The following is a 20,189-nucleotide window of genomic DNA, read 5'->3' on the forward strand; positions in this document are numbered from 1 at the left end:
TCCAAACCCTTGTCACGCAAGTGTGACTCGTGTCATAGTTACCCGCGGTGTAAACGTTTTCATAGGAGGTTTCCATGAAGAATCGCCGTATCCCTTCGCGCGACGCGAGAGGACGGGCCGCCGCAGCCGCCGCCGTCGTCCTCGTTGCCGGGCTTCTCGCAGGAGGCGCGACGACGGCGCTCGCCGCCCCGCCGCCGTCGCCGCCCGATCCGGCTACTGGGGCCACCCACTCGTTCCGCACGGCCGCGGGCGCCGAGAATTACTACTTCGTCATGACGGACCGCTTCGCGAATGGCACGAGGGCGAACGATCTGGGCGGGCTCGCAGCCGACCCGATGGTTTCGGGCTTCGATCCGACCAACAAGGGCTTCTACCACGGAGGCGACCTCCAGGGCCTCACGGGCAAGCTCGACTACATCCAGGGCCTGGGCACGAGCGCGATCTGGCTCACCCCGAGCTTCAAGAACAAGGCCGTCCAGCCGCAGGACAAGAGCGCGGGCTACCACGGCTACTGGATCACGGACTTCACGCAGATCGACCCGCACCTCGGCACCAACGCCGAGCTCGGAGACCTCATCACCCAGGCGCACGCGCGCGGCATGAAGGTCTACTTCGACATCATCACGAACCACACCGCGGACGTCATCAAGTACACCGAGGGCGACCGTATGCCCTACGTGAGCAAGACCGTCTCGCCCTACAAGGACGCGTCGGGGAAGACGTTCGACGACGCCGCCGTTGCCGACCAGCCGACCTTCCCCACGATGGATCCCGCGACGTCGTTCCCGTACCACCCGTACGTCTCGCCCGGCGACGAGAATGCCAAGGTCCCCGCATGGCTCAACGACCTGAGCCTGTACCACAACCGCGGAGACTCGACCTTCGCTGGCGAGAGCGCCAACTATGGCGACTTCTCGGGCCTCGACGACCTGTTCACCGAGAACCCGAAGGTCCTCAACGGGTTCATCGACGTCTACAAGAAGTGGATCGGCGACTTCGGCATCGACGGCTTCCGCATCGACACGATGAAGCACGTCAACGACGCGTTCTGGCAGAAGTTCTCGCCCGCGATCCTGGACTACGCGCACTCGGTGGGGAAGAAGGACTTCTTCATGTTCGGCGAGGTCTACGACACCTCGCGGGACTTCACCTCGAAGTTCACGACGTCCGACGGCGTCCAGGCGGTCCTCGACTTCCCGTTCCAGCAGGCGGCGCGCTCGTACGCGTCGGCATCCTCGCCCGCCACGACGCTCCAGAAGCTGTTCCAGGGCGACGACTGGTACACGACGGCGACCTCGAACGTGTACCAGCTGCCCACGTTCCTCGGGAACCACGACATGGGCCGCATCGGCTCCTTCATCAACACCGACAACCCCAAGGCGTCCGACGCCGAGAAGGTGGCGCGCGACCGGCTCGCGAACGAGCTCATGTACTTCTCGCGAGGCAACCCGATCGTCTACTACGGCGACGAGCAGGGCTTCACCGGCACGGGCGGTGACCAGCTTGCCCGCCAGGACATGTTCGCCTCCAAGACGCCCGAGTACCTGGCCGACAGCCTTCTGGGCACGACGGCGACCCACGCCACGGATAACTACGTCACCACCCATCCGCTGTACACCTCAATCGCCGACCTCGCGAAGGTGGTCAAGGACAACCCCGCGCTGCGCTCGGGCGCGCACCAGGACCGCTACGCCGACACGACGGCGGGCGTGTACGCGTTCTCGCGCATCGACGCGACGGCGCAGCGCGAGTACGTCGTGGCGCTGAACAACACTGCGGCTCCGCGTACGGCCGCCGTGCCGACGTACATTGCCCAGCGGCCGTTCACCAAGGTGTTCGGCGCGGGGGCAACGGACCGGCTCGACACGGCCGCGGACAAGACGCTGAACGTGACCGTGCCGCCGTTCTCCGCCGTGGTCTACGAGTCCGACGGGCGCATCCCGGACTCCGCGGCGGCGCCCGTGCCCCAGATCGGAACGCCAGCGGCGACGGGCGGGGACAACACGCGCGTCAACGTCACCGCGGACCTCCCGCACGACTCCTTCTACGAGGTCACGTTCCAGGCCCGGACCCCGGGCGCGCAGGGACCGGCCGGGCAGTGGCAGAACATCGGCACCGACGACACCTACCCGTACCAGGTGTTCCACGCGACCAAGGGCATGACACCGGGCACGCCGCTCGAGTACCGTGCGGTCTCGCTGGACAACACCGGCCACACCGCGACCTCGGCGACCGTCTCCGCCGTCGTGCCTACCCCGGTGGACCCGGACGCGCCGAAGGGCCCCGCGCCGCAGCCGCTCTCGGTGAGCATCGCGGGCGATTACCAGCACCTCGCGGGCTGCACCGGCGACTGGGACCCCGCGTGCCAGGCGACGATGGCACAGTACGACCCGATCGCCTCCGAGTGGCGGCTCACCGTTGACCTGCCGGCTGGGACCTACCAGATCAAGGCTGCGCTCAATGGCTCGTGGAAGGAGAACTACGGGGCTGGCGGCGCGCCGAACGGCGGAAACATCACGCTCAACCATCCTGGCGGGAAGCTCACGTTCACGTATCGGCAGGACACGCATCTGACCACGGTCTCAGAGCACGCGTCACAGCCCTCCGCCGTGTCTGTTCCGGGGACGCTCAACACGGCGATGGGGTGCGCGAGCAACTGGGATCCCGCGTGCACGCAGGCGCAGCTGACGTTCGACGCCGCGCTGGGAGTCTGGCGCGGGACGTACACTCTGGCGGCTGGCAGCTACTCGTTCAAGGCGGCGCTCAACAAGTCCTGGGACGTGAACTACGGCGTGGGGGGCGCGGTCAACGGCCCCAACATCGGCCTCGACCACCCGGGCGGGACGGTCGTGTTCAGCTACAACGACTCGACCCACCTCGTCACGGCCGGCTGGCCCGTGACGCAGCCCGCTTCGGTCAACTTCCCCGGCACGTACCAGCACCCCGTCGGATGCGCGGGGGACTGGGATCCGGCGTGCGCTGCGACGTCCGCGACGTGGGATCCCCGCTCGCAGGGGTGGATCCTTCGGCTTGCCTCACTGCCGGCCGGGTCCTACTCGTTCAAGGTGGCGCTCAACGGGTCCTGGGACACGAACTACGGGATGAACGGGGCCTTGAACGGGTCCAACATCGGCTTCGACCACGCAGGCGGGCCCGTAGCGTTCCGGTATGACCACACGACTCACTTGGTGACGATCGTTCAGTAGGCGGTGGGAGGTACCCCGGGGGCTGTCAGCGGAGGTAGCCCGCTGACAGCCCTCAACCGCGCTCATCCCCCTTGCACCGAACCTGCTCGCGCTCTGGGGAACCTGCCGGGGCGGCTTCGCCGCCCCGGCATTCTAGGAGACGGCGGACTCCGTCACGACCGGAAGGCGCCGGTTGCTGCCTGCCGCACGCGCAGGCTTCCGCACCTCGGAGGTCTTGCGGGCCAGCCAGCTGATGATCGGCGGGGTCACGAGCATCACGATGAGAAGGCGGGTGCTCTGGACGGTCGAAATGGCAGGGAGGTTCGCGTCCATGGAAGCGGCGGTGGCCAGTACGGCGTTGATGCCCCCGGGCGTGGTAGCGAGGTAGGCGTCGACCAGCGGAAGGCCCAACGCTGCCGAGAACGCCCAGGCCAGCCCCCCGCACGCGAGGCAGACGGCCACCGTCCAGAGCAGCACGTGGGGAAACAGCCTGCCGATGCTCCGTACGGAGGCCCAGGTGAACCTCAGGCCCACTTCAAGGCCGACCAGGACGAAGAGGAGGCCGCGCAGTACGCCATCGGGCGCAAAGCCCTGCGCGGTCCCCGTGAACACGAACAGCGCGGTCATGACCATCGGCCCGAGCAGCGCCGGGGCCGGCATCGAGAAGCGCTTGCCGGCCCTGACCCCGAGGATGCAGACGGCGCCCAGCATGAGAAGTCCCGGGAGCTGATGCGCGCCCTGTGAGAGGTGAAGGATTTGATGTGGGTCGTCCCAGAGCGGCGTGCCCCCAGCCCTCGTGCTCCCGTCTGTGTCGGGATGCATCGCGGTCGCGACGACGGGTGCCGTGAACGCCACGAGCGCGACCCGGAAGTATTGCGAGAAGGCGACGAGGCGGGAGTCGGCGCCGAGATCGTCCGCAGCCGCCACGACGGCGGCAGAACCGCCTGGAACGAGGCTCAATGCGCCTTCGGCAAGGCCTGTCCGGCCCCATCTGGCCAGAAGAGCTCCGGCCGCGAGGCACAGGGCGATGGTCAGGACGGTCACTGCCATCATCGGCAACGCCGTGGCACCAACTGACTGCAGGGCGGCCGGGCTGACATAGCTGCCCATGAGAACGCCGATTCCGGCCTGGGAGGCCGTGGCCGCAGGCTTCGGCAGCTGCCGCTTCACTGCCCCTGTGAGGGCGGCAGCAGCACCGACCAGGAGCGCCATCAGCAGATGCGGTGCGGGAAGGCCAACCAGCGAAGCGGCCTCGCCGAGGGCGTAGGCGACTCCTCCCAACCCCAGCCACAGGACGGCGGACGCGACACTATGTCGGCCAAATGGCCCGGCCAACGGCCAGCGCTCTGAGCTTCCTCCACGTGATGTCGCTGCGGGAACATCCACTCCTGGGCTGAACATTGGGTCACCTTCCGTCGACTTCGCGTGCTCCGGACCCACACGACCCTCCGGGCCGGACGTTACCGACGGGGAAATTGAGGAGTAATTCGAGCCTTGGCCGGGGTGAAGGTTCACGGGAGGGTAGTGAGGTTGGCCACTGACCCTGCGATCGCGCAGTGACGGGAGGTGCCCAGCGCCGGACGGGCCCAATGCCCGGGGCGCGCCAGCTGCTAGCGTGGGACCATGGCGCTGCTGGAGACCCTCTGGCCCCTGTTCGGCCTCCACCTCAAGACCCCGCGGCTCGTCCTGCGGCCCCTGCGCGACGAGGACATTCCCCACTACGTCGACGCGGCCGCCTCTGGCATCTACGAGCGAGTGAACGGACACATCCCCTTCCCGACAGCATGGGCGGAATCACCCGAGCTGGGGCCGACCGCGGCGCGCTGGATCTGGGAGAACCGCATCAAGTCGCGTCCCGAGTCATGGACCGTGATGTTCGGTGTCTGGTCGTCGGCGGGGGAGTTCCTTGGCTCCCAGGACGTCGCGGCGAAGAACTTCGCCGCGCTCCGGACGGTGACGACCGGCTCGTGGCTGCGCCGCAGTGACCAGGGCCGAGGGCTGGGGAAGGAGATGCGGGCCGCGGTGCTCCTGTGGTGCTTCGACTCCCTCGGCGCGGAGGTGGCCATGACGAGCACGTTCGAGTGGAATGCCCCATCGATCGGGGTGAGCAGGAGTCTCGGATACGAGCCCAACGGCGAGGCGCGGCTGGAGACCTCCCTCGGCGTCGTCGAGCGCGAGGTGCGGTTCCGCCTCGCCCAAGAGCGATTCCAGCGCCCGCCGTGGGAGCTCAGGGTCGAGGGGCACGAGGCGGCCGCCGCCGCGCTCGGGATCCCAGAGGAACGGGGCGGGCACCCAGCCCGCCTTGACGGCGGCGACGACGACGGCGACGGCGGTGGGCCTCGGATGTCCTGAGGCCCACCGCAGCGGTGTGCCTCAGAGGAGCCCGGCGCGGGTCATGAGGTCCTCGACTTCGGGGCTGTTGAGCGTGCCGGGGTCGATGGCGGGGGACTGGAGGTCGGTGAGTGGCACGAGCTTGGGGTTGGACGGGACGTTGGATCCCACGGTGTACTCGAAGGACTTCCCGTCCGCCAGGACCTGCTGGCCGGCCTTGGAGGTGATGAAGGCGATGAACTTCTGGGCCTGCTCCTGGTGCTTGCTCGACGCAAGGACCGCGCCGCCGGAGACGCTCACAAACGCGCCGGGGTCCTGGTTGCGGAAGTAGTGCAGGGCGACGTTGTTGCTGTTCTCCCCGGTCTGGGCCTGGTCCACGAACGAGTAGTAGTGGTAGAGGATCCCGGCCTCGATGTCGCCCTTGTTCACCGCGGCGAGCACCGGGGTGTCGTCCTGGAAGCTGCGGGCGTTGTCCTTGATGCCCTTGAGCCAGGCCAGGGTCGCGTCGGGGCCCTTGAGCTGGTCCATGGCGCTGACGATGGCCTGGAAGTCGGCCCCTCCGGTGGATGCGCCGATGCGATCCTTCCACGCCGGGCCACTCAGGTCCATCAGCGAGGCCGGGATCTGGGCCTCGCTGAGCTTCGTCTTGTTGTAGGCCAGCACCGTGGAGCGGGCAGCGATGCCCGTCCAGTCGCCTGCGGCAGGGCGGTATCGCGCGGGGACCTGGTCGAGGGTTCCCTGATCGAGCTTGGCGAGCAGGTGCGCGTTCTCGACCTGGTCCATGGCCGGGGAGTTCTCGGTCAGGAAGACATCCGCGGGGGACGCCTTGCCCTCCTCGATGATCTGGTTGCCCATCTCGAGGTCGTCGCCGTTGCGCAGGAGGACCTTGATCCCGGTCTCCTTCGTGAAGGCGTCCGCCCAGGCCGCGGTCAGCTGCTCGTGCTGGGCGTTGTACACCGTGATCGTGGTGCCGGCGTCTCCGCCGCCCGAGGACGCGGTAGAGGACGTGGCCGCGGGGCCTGAGCAGGCGGCCAGCGCTGTCGCGGCTGTTACGGCGGCGACGAGCTTCACAGTCGTCAGCTTGGACATGGGCATGGGCATGGGCCTCTCGGGAACGGACGTATAGGGCGGCACAGCGTGGCTTAGGCAAGCCTTGCCTTGCACTGGAAAGATAACCTCTGGATCCGGTCCTTGTGAAATTAGCGCACATTTATGTTCCCGAATATGACGACTCGCGCCGGACGGGAGAGGAGTCGAGGGGCATCAGTGGTTACCACGCGAAGCCTGTTGTCGGGAGAGATGATCATCATGAGTTCGCCCTGTACCGTGTGGGCCATGGAGATGCGTCTTGAAGTCGTGCAGGTGCCCGTGGCTGATGTCGATAGGTCGAAGTCGTTCTACGTAGAGACGCTGGGTTTCGCCCTTGACCACGACGTCGAGCACATCCCCGGAATGCGTGTGGTCCAGCTGACGCCCCCGGGCTCCGCTGCCTCGATCGTCATTGGAACGGGGATGACGAGCATGAGACCCGGAAGTCTCGAGGGGCTGCAGCTCGTAGCGCCCGATCTGGGCACAGTCCGCACCCAGCTCCTCGAGCGTGGTGCGGACATCAGCGAGATCCAGGATATGGGCGGGGTTCAGTTCGCCCACTTCGCTGACCCGGATGGCAACCGTTGGGTCATCCAGGGCGCAACGCCTCCTGATCTCAGGGCCGCCCACGTGGACTGAGCCGCCCGAAGGGGTCCGCCAAACTTGCGGCTGCGGACCCTGTCCCTGCCCAGCCGGGCAGGTGAGAATAGCGCCATGCGCGCATGGTGGGTGGACGTCCCGGGCCCGGCGGGCGGGAGCCCCGGCCCGCTGGCCTTCGGCGAGAGGCCCGACCCCGTGCCCGGGCCGGGGGAGATCCTCGTGCGGGTCTCCGTCTGCGGCGTCTGCCGCACGGACCTGCATCTCGCCGAAGGAGACCTCGCCCCGAAGCGGCATGGCGTCATCCCCGGGCACGAGGCCGTGGGCCGCGTGGAGGCCCTCGGCCCCGAAGCCCATCGGTTCGAGCCAGGCCAGCGCGTCGGGATCGCGTGGCTGCGCAGCACGTGCGGCACGTGCCGCTTCTGCCTCTCGGGCCGCGAGAACCTCTGCGAAGCACCTCGGTTCACGGGGTGGGACGACGACGGCGGGTACGCGGAGCTCGCCGTCGTGCGCGAGGACTTCGCGTACCGGATCCCGGACGCGTTCAGCGACCGCGAGGCCGCTCCGCTGCTGTGCTCCGGGATCATCGGCTACCGGGCGCTGCAGCGCGCCGCGATGCCCGACGGCGGCAGGCTGGGCATCTACGGGTTCGGCGGCAGCGCGCACCTCACCGCGCAGCTCGCGATGCACCGCGGAGCCACGGTGTACGTCATGACCCGGGCGCCCGAGGCCAGGGAACTCGCGCTCGAGCTCGGCGCCGCGTGGGCTGGCGGCGCGGATGAGGAGCCGCCCGAGAAACTCGACTCGGCCATCCTCTTCGCGCCCGTCGGCACGCTCGTTCCGCCCGCGCTCCGCGCCCTCGATCGCGGCGGAACCCTCGCCGTCGCAGGCATCCATCTGAGCGACATCCCGGCACTGAACTACCAGGAGCACCTGTTCGAGGAGCGGCAGCTGCGCAGCGTCACCGCCAACACGCGCTCCGACGGCGAGGAGTTCTTCCGCCTGACCGCCGAGATCCCGATCCGCGCCACGACGGTGCCCTACGCGTTCGAGGACGCCGACCGGGCGCTCGCGGATCTCGCCGCGGACAGGATCACCGGCGCGGCCGTCCTCGAGGTCACATCAGGAAGCGCCGCTGTGTAAAGGCCGGCATACGCGCCGGCGCATCAGGGCGACATATCGTCTCCACGTTGAGCGGCAGGCCCCCCATCAGCAGATGCCGGGCACTCCCCGAGCGGGTGCCCGGTATCCGCGCTGCTGCCAGGCGGGGACGTTCGCGGGTGCGCTGTACTGAACAGCGGACAGGGCAACGCCGTGGAAATCGGCGTTGGCGGCTGAGCTGGACGCGATGAGGGAGGTCCCGTCCACGACGGTGACAGGGCTCACCGTGCCTTGCCCCGTGTCGGAGACGGCTGCGGCAGCTGACGAAGTTCCAAACAGGAGCACTCCGGCGACGGCGAAGACCGTGCGCGGGGCCCCTCGTGTCATTCTGGTGGCGCCCCGGGGCTCTGCGGCATTCAGCAGAGGTGACGCATGCTGTGCAGACATCGAAACTCACCTTCTGTGGTTGTGGTTGCCGAATCAGAATCGTCCTTGGCGGAGGTCATGCACATCGGGCCAACACCCTGAGATGAGGACCCGCGCACCCTGAGATCTGCACTCCGCGACGCGAGAGTGGCACTCTTGATTCATGGCGGGAAGGAGGCTGGCGGGCGCCCCGGCGCTCGTCGGACGCACCGATGAACTGGCGGCTCTGGCCGAGGCCATCAACGCCGGCTGCTCGGGCCGGACGGGGACCGTCCTTGTCACCGGCGATGCAGGTATCGGCAAGACGGCCCTCGTGGCTGCGGCGTGCGATGCAGCCGATTCCCGCGCCCTGATCCTCCAGGGTGCTGCGCTGCCGATGGCAGCGGCCGAGGTACCCTACCTCGGCCTGCGTTCGGCCCTACGGCACGCGGGGGCAGACTTCGGGCCGGTGCCCTTGCTCGATGGCGTGTCGCGCTCAGATGTTCCGCGACTCATCGATGACTGGATATCCGAGATCAGCGAGCGTCAGCCCGTCGTCCTTGCGATCGATGACCTCCACTGGGCAGATCCGGGCACGCTTGATGTGCTCCTGTACCTCATGGGCGGACCTGACGAGCGTCGGCTGGCCGTTTTCGGAACCATCCGGATGCGTGAGCTCGAGGAGTCTCACCCGCTTAACCAGTGGCTCGCGGTCACCCGACGCCTTCCCAATGTGGCGACTGTACCCCTCGGTCCCCTCGATCGGCCCGAGACCGAGGCGCAGCTCGCGCACCTGCTGGACGGCCCGCCCATGCAGTCGCTCGTCACCGAGGTCTACGCGCGCTCGGCCGGCAACCCCTACTTCACGCGCCTCCTGACGGAGGGCCTGACAGCCGATGCCAAGCACCTCCCGGCGGGCTTTCCCGGAGACCTGCGCTCGGCGGTGCTCCGGTCATGGCGCGCGCTCCCGCCGAAGGGCCGGCTCCTGACCCAGATCATGGCGATTGGCGGGCGGAGTGTCGGTGCGGAGTTGCTACGGGCCGCCGCGGCACCCGCGATCGATCCACCTGCCGTTGCAGGGCTGCTCCATCTGGCAGCAGACGCTGGAATCCTCGAGTTGTCGGCTGACGGGATGTATTGGTTCCACCACCCGCTCATCGCCGAGTTGCTTGAGCAGGGGATGTCGGAGGATGAACGGCGCGGCTGGCACGCCGCCTTCTCCTCGGCTTATGAGCAGCAGGCCGCGCTGGTGATGGCTCCCGCCGGAGACCTCGCCCTGGCACTGGCCGACCATCACTACCACGCCGGTCACCGACCGGAGGCCTACCAGTGGGCGCTGAAGGCTGCGGATCCGGATGCGCCGTCGATCACGGCGGCCGAGAGGCTCCGGATGCTGCAGAGGGCTGTCGCCCTCCGCGACCGCCTGCCCGCCGCACTCGAGGACCGGCGGGATCTGTGGAACAGAGTCCGAGAGGCGGCGTACCTCGCCGGAGACTTCCCTGCTGAGCTCGAAGCCGTCGAGATGCTCCTCAGGGAGGTGGACGCCGCACGGGAACCCCTTGCCGCCGCGGAACTCACGATGCGGCAAGAGCAGGTCACCTGGTGGGTCGGCAGAGCGCACTTCTCCATCAACGGCTCCCTGAAGGCAGTCCGCCTCGCCGAGCAGTACCCGGACAGCTGGCAGTACGCCCGCGCGGCGGCCGATCTCGCGCACGCGGCCAGCTGGGAGGGCAGCCCAGATGCGTCGTCGCTCGCCGAGGAGGCGTTGAGAGCGGCCCGCCGTTCTGGGGACCGCTGTGCCCTGTCCTTCGCGCTGTCGGCCGCTGCGGCGGCAGCACATATGGCGGGTCACCGCGACGATGCCGTCGGTTTCGCCGAGGTTTCGCTCACGGAAGCCCGAGAGGCCGGCGACTTTCTCGCCTTCTGGTCCGGGCTGGTGTGGCTCGCCAACGCGCGAGAGGTCACATACATCAGCCGGGGCCTAGGGGACATCCTGCGGTGGGGCCGGGAAGAGCTCGCCGAGCTCGACGCTCCGCATGCCTACGCATCGCGGATCGCTGCGGACGAGGCCGCGTGCTACCTCGCCGTGGGGGACTGGCGCAAGGCCTCGGAAGCACTCCGGACGGTGGCCAGCCTCGACCCGGGTCCTATGGGCGAGGCCACCGGCCTCGTGCAGCGCGCGCGCCTCGCCGCTCTTCAGGGCAGGACTGAAGACGCACTCGCACTCGTGCGCAACTATGAGGTCCTCGTCCCGGGCCACGCAGAGTACGCGGGCCATCCCTTCGCCGCGGTGAGCGCGGAGGTCTATGCCGCAGCGGGCCGCCCGAAGGACTCTTACGCCACAGCGATGACGGCGGCCACGAAGGACGGAGCAATCCCCATGGGGCGCGAGTGGCTCGTCCCCCTCGCCGCCCGCGCGCTCGCGGACTGGGTTCAGGAGGCGAAGGACCGTGGGAGGAGAACCGAGGATCTTCTGCGCGAGGTGGATCGACTGCAGCACCGCTTCCCGCAGGTCCTCCACGATCCGGGCTTCATCACCGCGCATTTCCGAACCGTCATCGACGCCTTCGAGTGTTGGTATGCCGCCGAGCTGGGCCGGGCTCGATCCGAGCACGACAACGGCGCCCAGTGGGCTCACACAGCCGATGCCTGCGCACGCGCGTCGCTGCTCTGGGAGGAGGCCTACGCCTGCCAGCGGGGAGCAGAGTCCTTCCTCCTCTACGGTCGCGGCGGCACGGCGCGCGGCGCCCAGCTGCTCCGCCGCGGACTGGCCCTCGCGCGGGACCTTCAGGCGCGGCCGGTCTGCAACGCGCTCGAGATACTCGCGGTGCACGCGCACATCCCGATCCAATCAGTTGCCCACGACGACTCTGGAACGCCGCGTCTGGCAGGACTCACCGCGCGGGAGCGCACCATCCTCGAGCTCGTGGTGGCTGGCAGGACCTACGGGGAAATCGCACGCGAGCTAGTGATCAGTGAGAAGACTGTCAGTACCCACATCTCGCACCTCCTGCGAAAGACGGGTGCCGCAAACCGCGTCGATCTGGCCAGACTGGCCGCCCGCAGGGTGGGGAACTGAGGGGCGGGGCTCACCTGAGGCGGCGCCTCAGCACCTGGTGCGCGGTCTCGATGAGCACGCACGCCCCAGCGGCGAAGGCGAGCGCTGCGACCGTGAGCGCCGGCGCTGGCGCCGTGAGCTGGTGGTATGCAAGCGAGACAGGGACGAGCAGCACCGCGGCCATCCCCGCGTACATCGAGCCGACGAGGAGCACGCGCCACCGCGTGAGCGGGCGCGCCGCGATAGCGAGGACCCATAGTCCCGAGGCCGTGAGCGTGAGGAACGCCGCAGCTTCGATCTGTTCCTGCGACGCGTCCGTGCCCCAGCGCCCGTAGGCGTACACGCCGAGGATCGCCGCGGCCATCGCCAACCCCGACGGCAGCGCCGTGAGCACGGCCCGGCGCAGGAACCCCGGCACGTAGCGCCGCGTATTGGGCACGAGCGCGAGGACGGCAGCAGGGAAGCCGATCATGAGGAAATCGGCGGTCGAGAGCTGCCGAGGAAGGAACGGGAACGCCCACGTCATGGCCCCGAATCCGACGCCGAGGAGGAACGCGTAGATCGTCTTGGTCAGGAACAGCTGCGAGACCCGCTCGATGTTCGCGATGACCCGGCGTCCCTCCGCGACCACGGCGGGCAGTCTGGAGAAGCGACCGTCGACGAGCACGAGCCGCGCGACGGCCTTCGTGGCGGGCGCGGCATTGCCCATGGCGATCCCGAGGTCGGCGGCCTTGAGGGCCAGGGCGTCGTTGACCCCGTCGCCGGTCATCGCCACGACGTGTCCGCGTGACTGGAGTGCCTCGACCATCGCCTTCTTCTGCTGCGGCCCGACCCGCCCGAACACGCTGTGGCGCTCGACGGCGGCGGCCAGCTCCGTGGGATCCTCCGGGAGCGTCCTCGCGTCCACGGGCTCGGCGCTGTCCCCTCCGGCACCCATTCCCGCGGCGCGGGCAGCCGACGCGACGGTCCGCGGGCTGTCGCCGGAGAGGACCTTGAGAGCCACACCCTGCTCGCGGAAGTAGGCGAGCGTCGCGGCCGCGTCGGGCCGCAGCCGCTCGCGGAAGGTGAGGACGACGGCGGGCCGCACCTCGGCGGCCAGCTCGCCGTCGCGGGGGAGCCACCCGGCCCGACACAGCACGATCGCGCGGAGCCCGCTGTCGGACGCTTCCGCGCAGAGCTTGCGGGCCTGCGTCCGGAGCTGGTCCGAGGGAGCACTGGTCCTGGGCGCGTCGCCGAGGAGGGCCTCCGGGGCACCGAGCAGCCACGCGCCGTCGGCCGTCCCACCTTCGAAGGCGACCGCGCTCCACCGGCGGCCCGAGGAGAACGCGACCGTCCCGCTCGGCTCGCGGTCCGGGCGCTCGGTGAACGCCTCGGCGAGGGCCGCCGCAGTGGGGTTCGCCTCCTCGTCCGTGCCGATCCAGGCAAGCACCCGCTCCCAGCCCGCAACCGCCAGGGCATCCTCGGCATTCGCGGCGAGCGGGACGGCGGATTCGAAATGGATCCCGCCCTCGGTGAGCGTTCCCGTCTTGTCGAAGCACACGACATCCACGCGGGCCAGCACCTCCACGGCCGCGAGCTCCTCGATGAGGACCTCGCCCTTCGCCAGCCGGACGGTCGCGACGGCGAACGAGACGGTCGTCAGGAGGGCCAGTCCCTGGGGGATCATGATGGTCACCGACGCGATCGCGGCCACGACCGCGTCTCGCCAGGCCCCTGACGCGAGGGCCGCGGACCAGCCGCCCGCGGCCTGCATCTGGCCGTTGAGCACGATCGCGATCATCGGCCCGAGGGCAATGGTGATCCAGCGGACCACCCGGTTCAGGGCCGCACGGAGCTCCGACGAGACCGGAGTGAACCGCTTCGCCTGGGCCGTGAGCCGGGCGGCGTGGGAGCCATTGCCGAGGGCCGTGGCGCGGAAGCTGCCGCTGCCCGAGACCACGGAGGATCCGGAGAGGACGGTCTCGCCCGGCTGCTTCGGAACCGGCTCCGACTCGCCCGTGAGCAGGGACTCGTCCACGTCGAGGTCATCGGCGCGCAGCACTGTCCCGTCCACCGGAACCTGGTCGCCGCGGCGCACGAGCACGACGTCGTCCATGACCACCTCGTGCGGGGGCACCTCGACCGCCGCGCCCGAGCGCACCACCCGCACGGGGTCCCTCTTGAGCACCGCGAGCCTGTCGAGCCTGCGCTTGGACTGGAGCTCCTGGGCGAAGCCGAGCACGGTGTTCCCGATCGCCGCGGCGAGGAACATGAGATCCAGCCAGCGCCCGAGGAGCACGAGCGTGAGCCCGGAGAGGCCGAGGATCAGGTTGAAGATCGTGAACAGGTGGGTCGTGGCGATCTGCCACACGGTCCGCGACGTGCGCTGTTCCTGAGTATTGACGAGGCCGGCGGCCCTGCGGACCTCTACCGCTGCGTCATCGAGGCCGCCAGACTCTGGAGCGCTGCGCGACGGCGGACCGCCGGTTCCCGCGCCCCATGACCCGCCGGCCGACGGCGGCCCCGACCCGGTCGCCGCGCTAGCGCGCAGCTGATCCTCGGTCGGGGCCATCGTCGTTGCCTTGTCCGTTGCCTCGTCGGCCCGGGCTCAGCCGAAGTACTTCGGCAGCGTTCCCTCGTGGGCCTCGCGCAGATCGTTGATGGGAAGCTCGAACAGCCCCTGCACCTCGAGGCTCGTCGCGAGGACATCGACCACTCCGAGGCGCACCACGGGGTAGTTCCGTGCGGTGGCCATGTCGTTGAAGCGGACCTCCTCGGAGCGCGGGACGGCCACGACGGCGCGGCCCTGCGACTCGGAGAAGAGCGCCGTGAACGCGTCCACGCCGTCCCGCTCGCACAGGTCGTCCAGCGCCACCCGCGCGCCCACGCCGAAGCGCAGCACCATCTCGGACAGGGCCGCGGCGAGGCCGCCCTCCGAGAGGTCGTGCGCGGCGTCGATCATGCCGTCGCGCGAGGAGTTGATGAGGATCGCGCCGAGCGTCTTCTCCACCTCGAGGTCGAGCTTCGGCGGGAGGCCGCCCAGCTGGCCGCGCAGGTTCGCGAACTCGGAGCCGTCCAGCTCGTCGCGGGTCACTCCGAGCAGGTAGATCGCCTGCCCGTCCGCGTTCCTCTGCCAGCCCGACGGCGTGCGGCGAGCCACGTCGTCGAACTTGCCGAGGACACCGACCACCGGGGTGGGGTGGATCGGCGTCGAGCCCGTCTGGTTGTACAGCGAGACGTTGCCGCCGGTGACCGGGACGCCGAGCACCTGGCATGCGTCCGCAAGGCCGCGCACGGCCTCGGCGAACTGCCACATGACCTCGGGGTCCTCGGGGGAGCCGAAGTTGAGGCAGTCGGTGACGGCCATCGGCACGGCGCCGGAGGTGGCGACGTTGCGGTAGGACTCGGCAAGGGCGAGCTGGGCGCCCGTGTACGGATCGAGGTAGGCGTAGCGGCCGTTCGCATCCGTCGAGATGGCGATCCCGAGGCCGGTCTCCTCGTCGACGCGGACCACGCCGGCGTCGTCGGGGGTCGCGAGGGCCGTGTTCCCGCCCACGTAGCGGTCGTATTGGTTGGTGACCCACGACTTGTCGCACATGTTGGGGCTCGCCATGAGCTCCAGGACTGCGGCCTTGAGGGCCTCACCCGTCGAGGGGAGGTCCTTGCCGGCCTCCGAAGCGCGGAAGGTGTCCGCCTGGATGCCGTCGAGCCACTCGGGGCGGTTGAACGGGCGATGGTAGACCGGGCCTTCATGGGCCACCGTCCGCGGGTCGACGTCGACGATGGTCTCGCCGTCCCACGTAATGACGAGGCGCCCGTCCTCGGTGACCTCGCCGAGCCACGAGTACTCGACGGCCCACTTGTCCATGACCTTCTCGAACGCCTCGACGTTCTCCGGGGTCACGACCGCCATCATGCGCTCCTGCGACTCGGACATGAGGATCTCACCCGGGGTCAGGGTGGGGTCGCGGAGCAGCACGTTCGTGAGCTCGACCCGCATGCCGCCGTCGCCGTTGCTCGCGAGCTCGCTCGTGGCGCACGAGATGCCGGCCGCCCCGAGGTCCTGGATGCCCTCGACGAGCGAGTGCTTGAACAGCTCGAGGCAGCACTCGATGAGCACCTTCTCGGCGAACGGGTCTCCGACCTGGACAGCGGGGCGCTTGCTCGGCTTGCTGTCGTCGAAGGACTCGGACGCGAGGACGGACGCGCCGCCGATCCCGTCGCCGCCCGTGCGGGCCCCGAACAGGACGACCTTGTTGCCCTCGCCGGAGGCGTTGGCGAGGCGGAGGTCCTCGTGGCGCAGCACGCCGACGGCGAGGGCGTTCACGAGGGGGTTGGCCTGGTAGACCGAGTCGAAGACCACTTCACCGCCGATGTTCGGCAGGCCGAGGGAGTTGCCATAGCTCCCGATACCCGAGACGATGCCGTGCACGAGGCGCGGGGTGTCGGGGTGGTCGATCGCGCCGAAGCGCAGCGGGTCCATGACTGCCACGGGGCGCGCGCCCATCGAGATGATGTCGCGCACGATCCCGCCGATGCCCGTCGCCGCACCCTGATGCGGCTCCACGAAGGAGGGGTGGTTGTGCGACTCGACCTTGAAGGTCACGGCCCAGCCATCGCCCAGATTGGTGACGCCGGCGTTCTCGCCGATGCCCACCATCATGTCCTTCTTCATCTCGTCGGTGAGCTTCTCGCCGAACTGGCGCAGGTGCACCTTGGAGGACTTGTAGGAGCAGTGCTCGCTCCACATGACCGAGTACATCGCGAGCTCGGCCGCGGTGGGGCGGCGGCCCAGGAGCTTGACGACCTCGTTGAATTCGTTCTCCTTGAGGCCGAGCTCGGCCCAGGGGAGATCGGTCTCGGGGGTTGCGGCCGCGTGCTCGACCGTGTCGATGTTGAACTTGCGGGATGCCGCTGCGTCGGTTGCCACGGTATTGGTCTCGTTCCCTGCGCTCACTTGGTACCTCCAGCAACCAGCGTGGTCAGGACGGACGTGAAGAATCCGAGCCCGTCGGTCGAATAGTCGGAGGAATCTGGGTCCAGCGGACCGAAGCCGGGCTCGACGGCGTGCTCGGGGTGCGGCATGAGGCCGACGACGTTGCCTGCGGCGTTCGTGATGCCCGCGATGTTACGGCGCGACCCATTTGGGTTCCAGCCCACGTAGCGGAACACCACGCGGCCCTCGCCCTCGAGCTCGTCGAGGGTCTTCTTGTCCGCGACGTACTGCCCGTCCTGATTCTTCAGGACGATCGTGATCTCCTGGCCGACCTCGTACTCGCTGGTCCACGCCGTCGCGTTGTTCTCGACGCGCAGGGTCTGGTCGCGGCAGATGAACTTGAGGTGGTCGTTCTTGATCATCGAGCCGGGGAGCAGGTGTGACTCGGTGAGGATCTGGAAGCCATTGCAGATGCCCAGCACGGGAAGCTTCGCGTCCGAGTTCGCTGCATCGACGATTTTGCCCATGAGCGGGGCGAACCGCGCGATCGCGCCCGCGCGCAGGTAGTCGCCGTAGGAGAACCCGCCCGGGAGCACGACGGCGTCGACATCGCCCAAGCTCGTGTCCGCGTGCCACAGGCGCACGGCGGTGGCGCCCGCGAGGCGGACCGCGCGAGCGGCATCGCGGTCGTCGAGGGTGCCGGGGAACGTCACGACGCCAATCCGGGCACCGGAAAGAGCAGCGCCGGAGAGCGGCGCGGACTCCCGGGCGCTCAGGTCTGCGATGAGGGGGACCTCGCTCATGTCAGTTGGCCTCGACGGTCTCGGTCGATTCGTCCGCGAGGACCTCGACGTTCACGACGTCCTCGATGACAGGGTTCGAGAGCATCGTCGCGGCGGCGGTGCGGGCCTGCTCGAGGACGTCGTCCGTGACGGGACCGTCCACGGTGAGCTCGAAGCGCTTTCCCTGGCGCACGCCGCTGAACGCGGTGAAGCCCAGGCGCGGCAGGGCGCCGACGATCGCCTTCCCCTGCGGGTCGAGAATCTCGGGCTTGGGCATGACGTCGACAACGATCCGCGGCATCGAAAGAGGCTCCTGTGCATAGGGGGGATTGCCCCCCGATTCTACGCCAGCGCCCTTCATTGGCCGGAACCGACTCAGGTCACACAGCAGCCAAGGGTCGACAGTGACACCGGTCATAGATAGGTTGTCGGATGTCCCATATCACGAAATTGAAAGGGAATCATGAACACCTCCATCCAGTCGGCCGCACGACGCCGATCGCGCGCCGCGATCGCAGGCCTCGGCGCAGCCGTACTCGCCTCGGCGGGTCTCGTCTCGGGCGCCGCGCCGGCGCTCGCCGTCCCCGGCACCGGCAATGACGACGCCGCCAGCCACTTCAGCAGTCAGGTCCTCGCGTCCAACGGCGACAACGCGATCGACCCCGTCCTCGGGAAGTTCTACCGGATTGTCGGGCTCGCGAGCCTAGGCAACGGCGTGGTTTTGGCGGCGTACGACGGGCGCCCTGATGGCGCCGATTCGCCGTCGCCCAACTCGATCATTCAGCGCCGCAGCACCGACGGCGGCAAGACGTGGGATGCGCCGCAGTACATCGCCCGCGGCCAGGTCACCGCGCCAGGTGTCCTGCGCTATGGCTTCAGCGACCCGAGCTACGTCGTGGACCGCGAGACGGGCACGATCTTCAACTTCCACGTGTACTCGAAGGACGCCGGCTTCGCCGCGAGCCACCTCGGCAACGACGACGCCGACCGCATGGTGATCAGCTCCGAGGTCTCGGTCTCGACCGACGGCGGCCTCACCTGGTCCACCGACCCGGCGAACCAGTCGACCCTTCCGACGCCGTCGGACTACGCCCCCGGCTCGAAGTACGCGGGCTTCGCGGGACCCCTCATCACCAACGTCGTCAAGCCCGAGGGCACCACAGTGAACGGCGTGGCCAACGTGGGCGGCGTCGTCGGCCAGTTCGCCTCCTCCGGCGAGGGCATCCAGCTCCAGTACGGCCCCCACAAGGGCCGCCTCATTCAGCAGTTCGCCGGCACCATCGTTCAGACGGACGGTTCCAAGCAGATCCAGGCCTACAGCGTCTACTCCGACGACCACGGCAAGAGCTGGCGCATGGGCCAGCCCGTGGGCACGAAGATGGATGAGAACAAGGTCGTGGAGCTCTCCAACGGCGACGTCATGCTCAACTCGCGGGACAACGCCGGCGTGGGCGGACGCCGGATTTCGATCTCGCACGACGGCGGCGAGACCTACGGCCCCGTCACGTATGACTCGACGCTCACCGACCCCCGCAATAATGCCGGCATCACCCGCGTGTTCCCGAATGCCCCGGAGGGTTCCGCCGACGCGGCGAAGCTCCTGTTCTCGAACGCGGACAACCCGCCCTCAAACAGGGTCAACGGCAACAACCGCATCAACGGCACCATCCGCTACTCGTGCGACAACGGAGCCACGTGGAGCACCTCCCGTGCCTTCGCGCCCGGCCTGCCCACGGCCTATTCGACCGTGACGCCGCTGGGCAACGGGCGCTACGGCGTCCTCTACGAGGGTGACCACAACACGATCACATTCGATACGTTCGACGCCCAGTGGCTCGGCCCGCTGTGCGGGACGCTCTCGGCGGGTGCGGCCTCGGTGGCAGCGGGCGGCACGGCCGACGTCACATTCACCGTGGCGAACCGCGATGACCACGCGTTCTCGCGCGGCACTGTCACGCTCACTCTGCCCTCCGGCTGGACCGCCACGGACGCGAATGTCCCGGCGCTTCCCGCCGGGCAGTCCGCGACCGTGACAGTCCGCGTGACCGCGCCGGCGTCGGCGAAGGCCGGAACCGTCACTGGCCACGCCGAGTTCTCCGCGGCGCAGGGGCATCTCGACGTCAAGGTCCCGATGACGGTCACTCCATAGCCTCTTGCGGGGTTACGTCTCAGCGCCTGGACCCCACTCGCTACGCTGTGGGGCATGACGCTCGACCCTGACTCCCGATGCCCCTGCGGCAGCGGGGACACGTATGGCGCGTGCTGCGGACGGTTCCACTCGGGGCTGTCGGCGGGCGCCCTGCCGCCCACCGCGGAGGCACTCATGCGTTCGCGCTACAGCGCGTTCGTCGGCCTTGACGCGGCGTACCTCCTGGCGACCTGGCACCCGTCCACCCGACCGGCCACGCTGGAACTCGACGAGACGACGCAGTGGCGCCGACTCGACGTGGTCCGCACGACGGCGGGTGGTCCCTTCGATACGCAGGGTACCGTGGATTTCGCAGCCCATTGGCGGGAGGGCGGGGACGTGAGCGCCCGGCGCGGCGTGATGCGGGAGCACTCGAGGTTTGTGCGCGAGGGCGGCCGGTGGTTCTACCTCGACGGTGACGCCTCGTAAGGGCGTACCCCTCAACGCGCGGAAATCAGGCCCTCAACCGATGGATGGGAGAGGGCTGGCACAAGGGAAGGGCGCGTCGGCTACGGCGCGCCCTTCGCGGCATCTGGCT

The 20,189-nt window shown here is 68.9% G+C and carries 14 protein-coding genes; 7 read left to right on the plus strand and 7 right to left on the minus strand.

The genetic code is table 11. The annotated features are described in order from the left end of the window. Positions 1 to 74 precede the first annotated feature (74 nt). Positions 75 to 3,206, plus strand: coding sequence for an alpha-amylase family glycosyl hydrolase (locus AB5L97_RS02505; protein ID WP_369046322.1), 3,132 nt, complete (start codon positions 75 to 77; stop codon positions 3,204 to 3,206). A gap of 132 nt (positions 3,207 to 3,338) precedes the next feature. Here the strand turns inward: AB5L97_RS02505 and AB5L97_RS02510 are convergent, their stop codons facing one another. Further along, the gene (locus AB5L97_RS02510; protein ID WP_369046323.1) at positions 3,339 to 4,586 is read right to left on the minus strand and encodes an AbrB family transcriptional regulator; all 1,248 of its coding nucleotides are present in this window, start codon (positions 4,584 to 4,586) and stop codon (positions 3,339 to 3,341) included. Positions 4,587 to 4,808: 222 nt separating this feature from the next. On the opposite strand from AB5L97_RS02510, the gene AB5L97_RS02515 reads away from it, so the two are divergent. Further along, positions 4,809 to 5,537: a GNAT family N-acetyltransferase gene (locus tag AB5L97_RS02515; RefSeq protein ID WP_369046324.1), complete on the plus strand. Its 729-nt coding sequence runs from the start codon at positions 4,809 to 4,811 to the stop codon at positions 5,535 to 5,537. A 21-nt stretch (positions 5,538 to 5,558) separates the two neighbouring features. Here AB5L97_RS02515 and AB5L97_RS02520 read toward each other — a convergent pair whose 3' ends face one another. Beyond that, a complete protein-coding gene (locus tag AB5L97_RS02520) occupies positions 5,559 to 6,611 on the minus strand; it encodes an iron ABC transporter substrate-binding protein (RefSeq protein ID WP_369046325.1) in 1,053 nt (350 codons plus the stop codon). A gap of 240 nt (positions 6,612 to 6,851) precedes the next feature. On the opposite strand from AB5L97_RS02520, the gene AB5L97_RS02525 reads away from it, so the two are divergent. Together AB5L97_RS02525 and AB5L97_RS02530 are read left to right on the plus strand one after the other, a co-directional pair. Continuing rightward, positions 6,852 to 7,244, plus strand: coding sequence for a VOC family protein (locus AB5L97_RS02525; protein ID WP_369046326.1), 393 nt, complete (start codon positions 6,852 to 6,854; stop codon positions 7,242 to 7,244). Between the two features lie 75 nt (positions 7,245 to 7,319). Beyond that, the gene (locus AB5L97_RS02530; protein WP_369046327.1) at positions 7,320 to 8,345 is read left to right on the plus strand and encodes a zinc-dependent alcohol dehydrogenase family protein; all 1,026 of its coding nucleotides are present in this window, start codon (positions 7,320 to 7,322) and stop codon (positions 8,343 to 8,345) included. Between the two features lie 66 nt (positions 8,346 to 8,411). Here AB5L97_RS02530 and AB5L97_RS02535 read toward each other — a convergent pair whose 3' ends face one another. Next, the gene (locus AB5L97_RS02535; protein WP_369046328.1) at positions 8,412 to 8,588 is read right to left on the minus strand and encodes a hypothetical protein; all 177 of its coding nucleotides are present in this window, start codon (positions 8,586 to 8,588) and stop codon (positions 8,412 to 8,414) included. 304 nt (positions 8,589 to 8,892) lie between these two features. On the opposite strand from AB5L97_RS02535, the gene AB5L97_RS02540 reads away from it, so the two are divergent. Further along, entirely contained in the window at positions 8,893 to 11,787 is a 2,895-nt protein-coding gene (locus AB5L97_RS02540) for an ATP-binding protein (RefSeq protein WP_369046329.1), read from the plus strand. 10 nt (positions 11,788 to 11,797) lie between these two features. On the opposite strand, the gene AB5L97_RS02545 is transcribed toward AB5L97_RS02540, so the two are convergent. Genes AB5L97_RS02545 through purS form a run of 4 tightly spaced genes read right to left on the minus strand, consistent with a single transcriptional unit; the run spans position 11,798 to position 17,764 of the window. Beyond that, positions 11,798 to 14,317, minus strand: coding sequence for an HAD-IC family P-type ATPase (locus AB5L97_RS02545; protein ID WP_369046330.1), 2,520 nt, complete (start codon positions 14,315 to 14,317; stop codon positions 11,798 to 11,800). A gap of 36 nt (positions 14,318 to 14,353) precedes the next feature. After that, a complete protein-coding gene (purL, locus tag AB5L97_RS02550) occupies positions 14,354 to 16,702 on the minus strand; it encodes a phosphoribosylformylglycinamidine synthase subunit PurL (RefSeq protein WP_423246819.1) in 2,349 nt (782 codons plus the stop codon). Beyond that, positions 16,699 to 17,484, minus strand: a complete 786-nt coding sequence (gene purQ, locus AB5L97_RS02555; RefSeq protein ID WP_369046331.1) for a phosphoribosylformylglycinamidine synthase subunit PurQ — start codon at positions 17,482 to 17,484, stop codon at positions 16,699 to 16,701. Before purQ ends, purL begins: the two co-directional genes overlap by 4 nt. 1 nt (position 17,485) lies before the next feature. Beyond that, positions 17,486 to 17,764, minus strand: coding sequence for a phosphoribosylformylglycinamidine synthase subunit PurS (purS, locus tag AB5L97_RS02560; protein ID WP_369046332.1), 279 nt, complete (start codon positions 17,762 to 17,764; stop codon positions 17,486 to 17,488). Positions 17,765 to 17,926: 162 nt separating this feature from the next. On the opposite strand from purS, the gene AB5L97_RS02565 reads away from it, so the two are divergent. Continuing rightward, positions 17,927 to 19,612 (plus strand): exo-alpha-sialidase, encoded by a 1,686-nt coding sequence (locus AB5L97_RS02565; protein ID WP_369046333.1) that lies wholly within the window; start codon positions 17,927 to 17,929, stop codon positions 19,610 to 19,612. A gap of 54 nt (positions 19,613 to 19,666) precedes the next feature. Continuing rightward, positions 19,667 to 20,080: a YchJ family protein gene (locus tag AB5L97_RS02570; protein ID WP_369046334.1), complete on the plus strand. Its 414-nt coding sequence runs from the start codon at positions 19,667 to 19,669 to the stop codon at positions 20,078 to 20,080. The last annotated feature ends 109 nt before the right edge of the window (positions 20,081 to 20,189 follow it).

This window comes from Sinomonas sp. P10A9 (genome assembly GCF_041022165.1).
GTDB classification, from domain to species: Bacteria; Actinomycetota; Actinomycetes; order Actinomycetales; family Micrococcaceae; genus Sinomonas; species Sinomonas puerhi.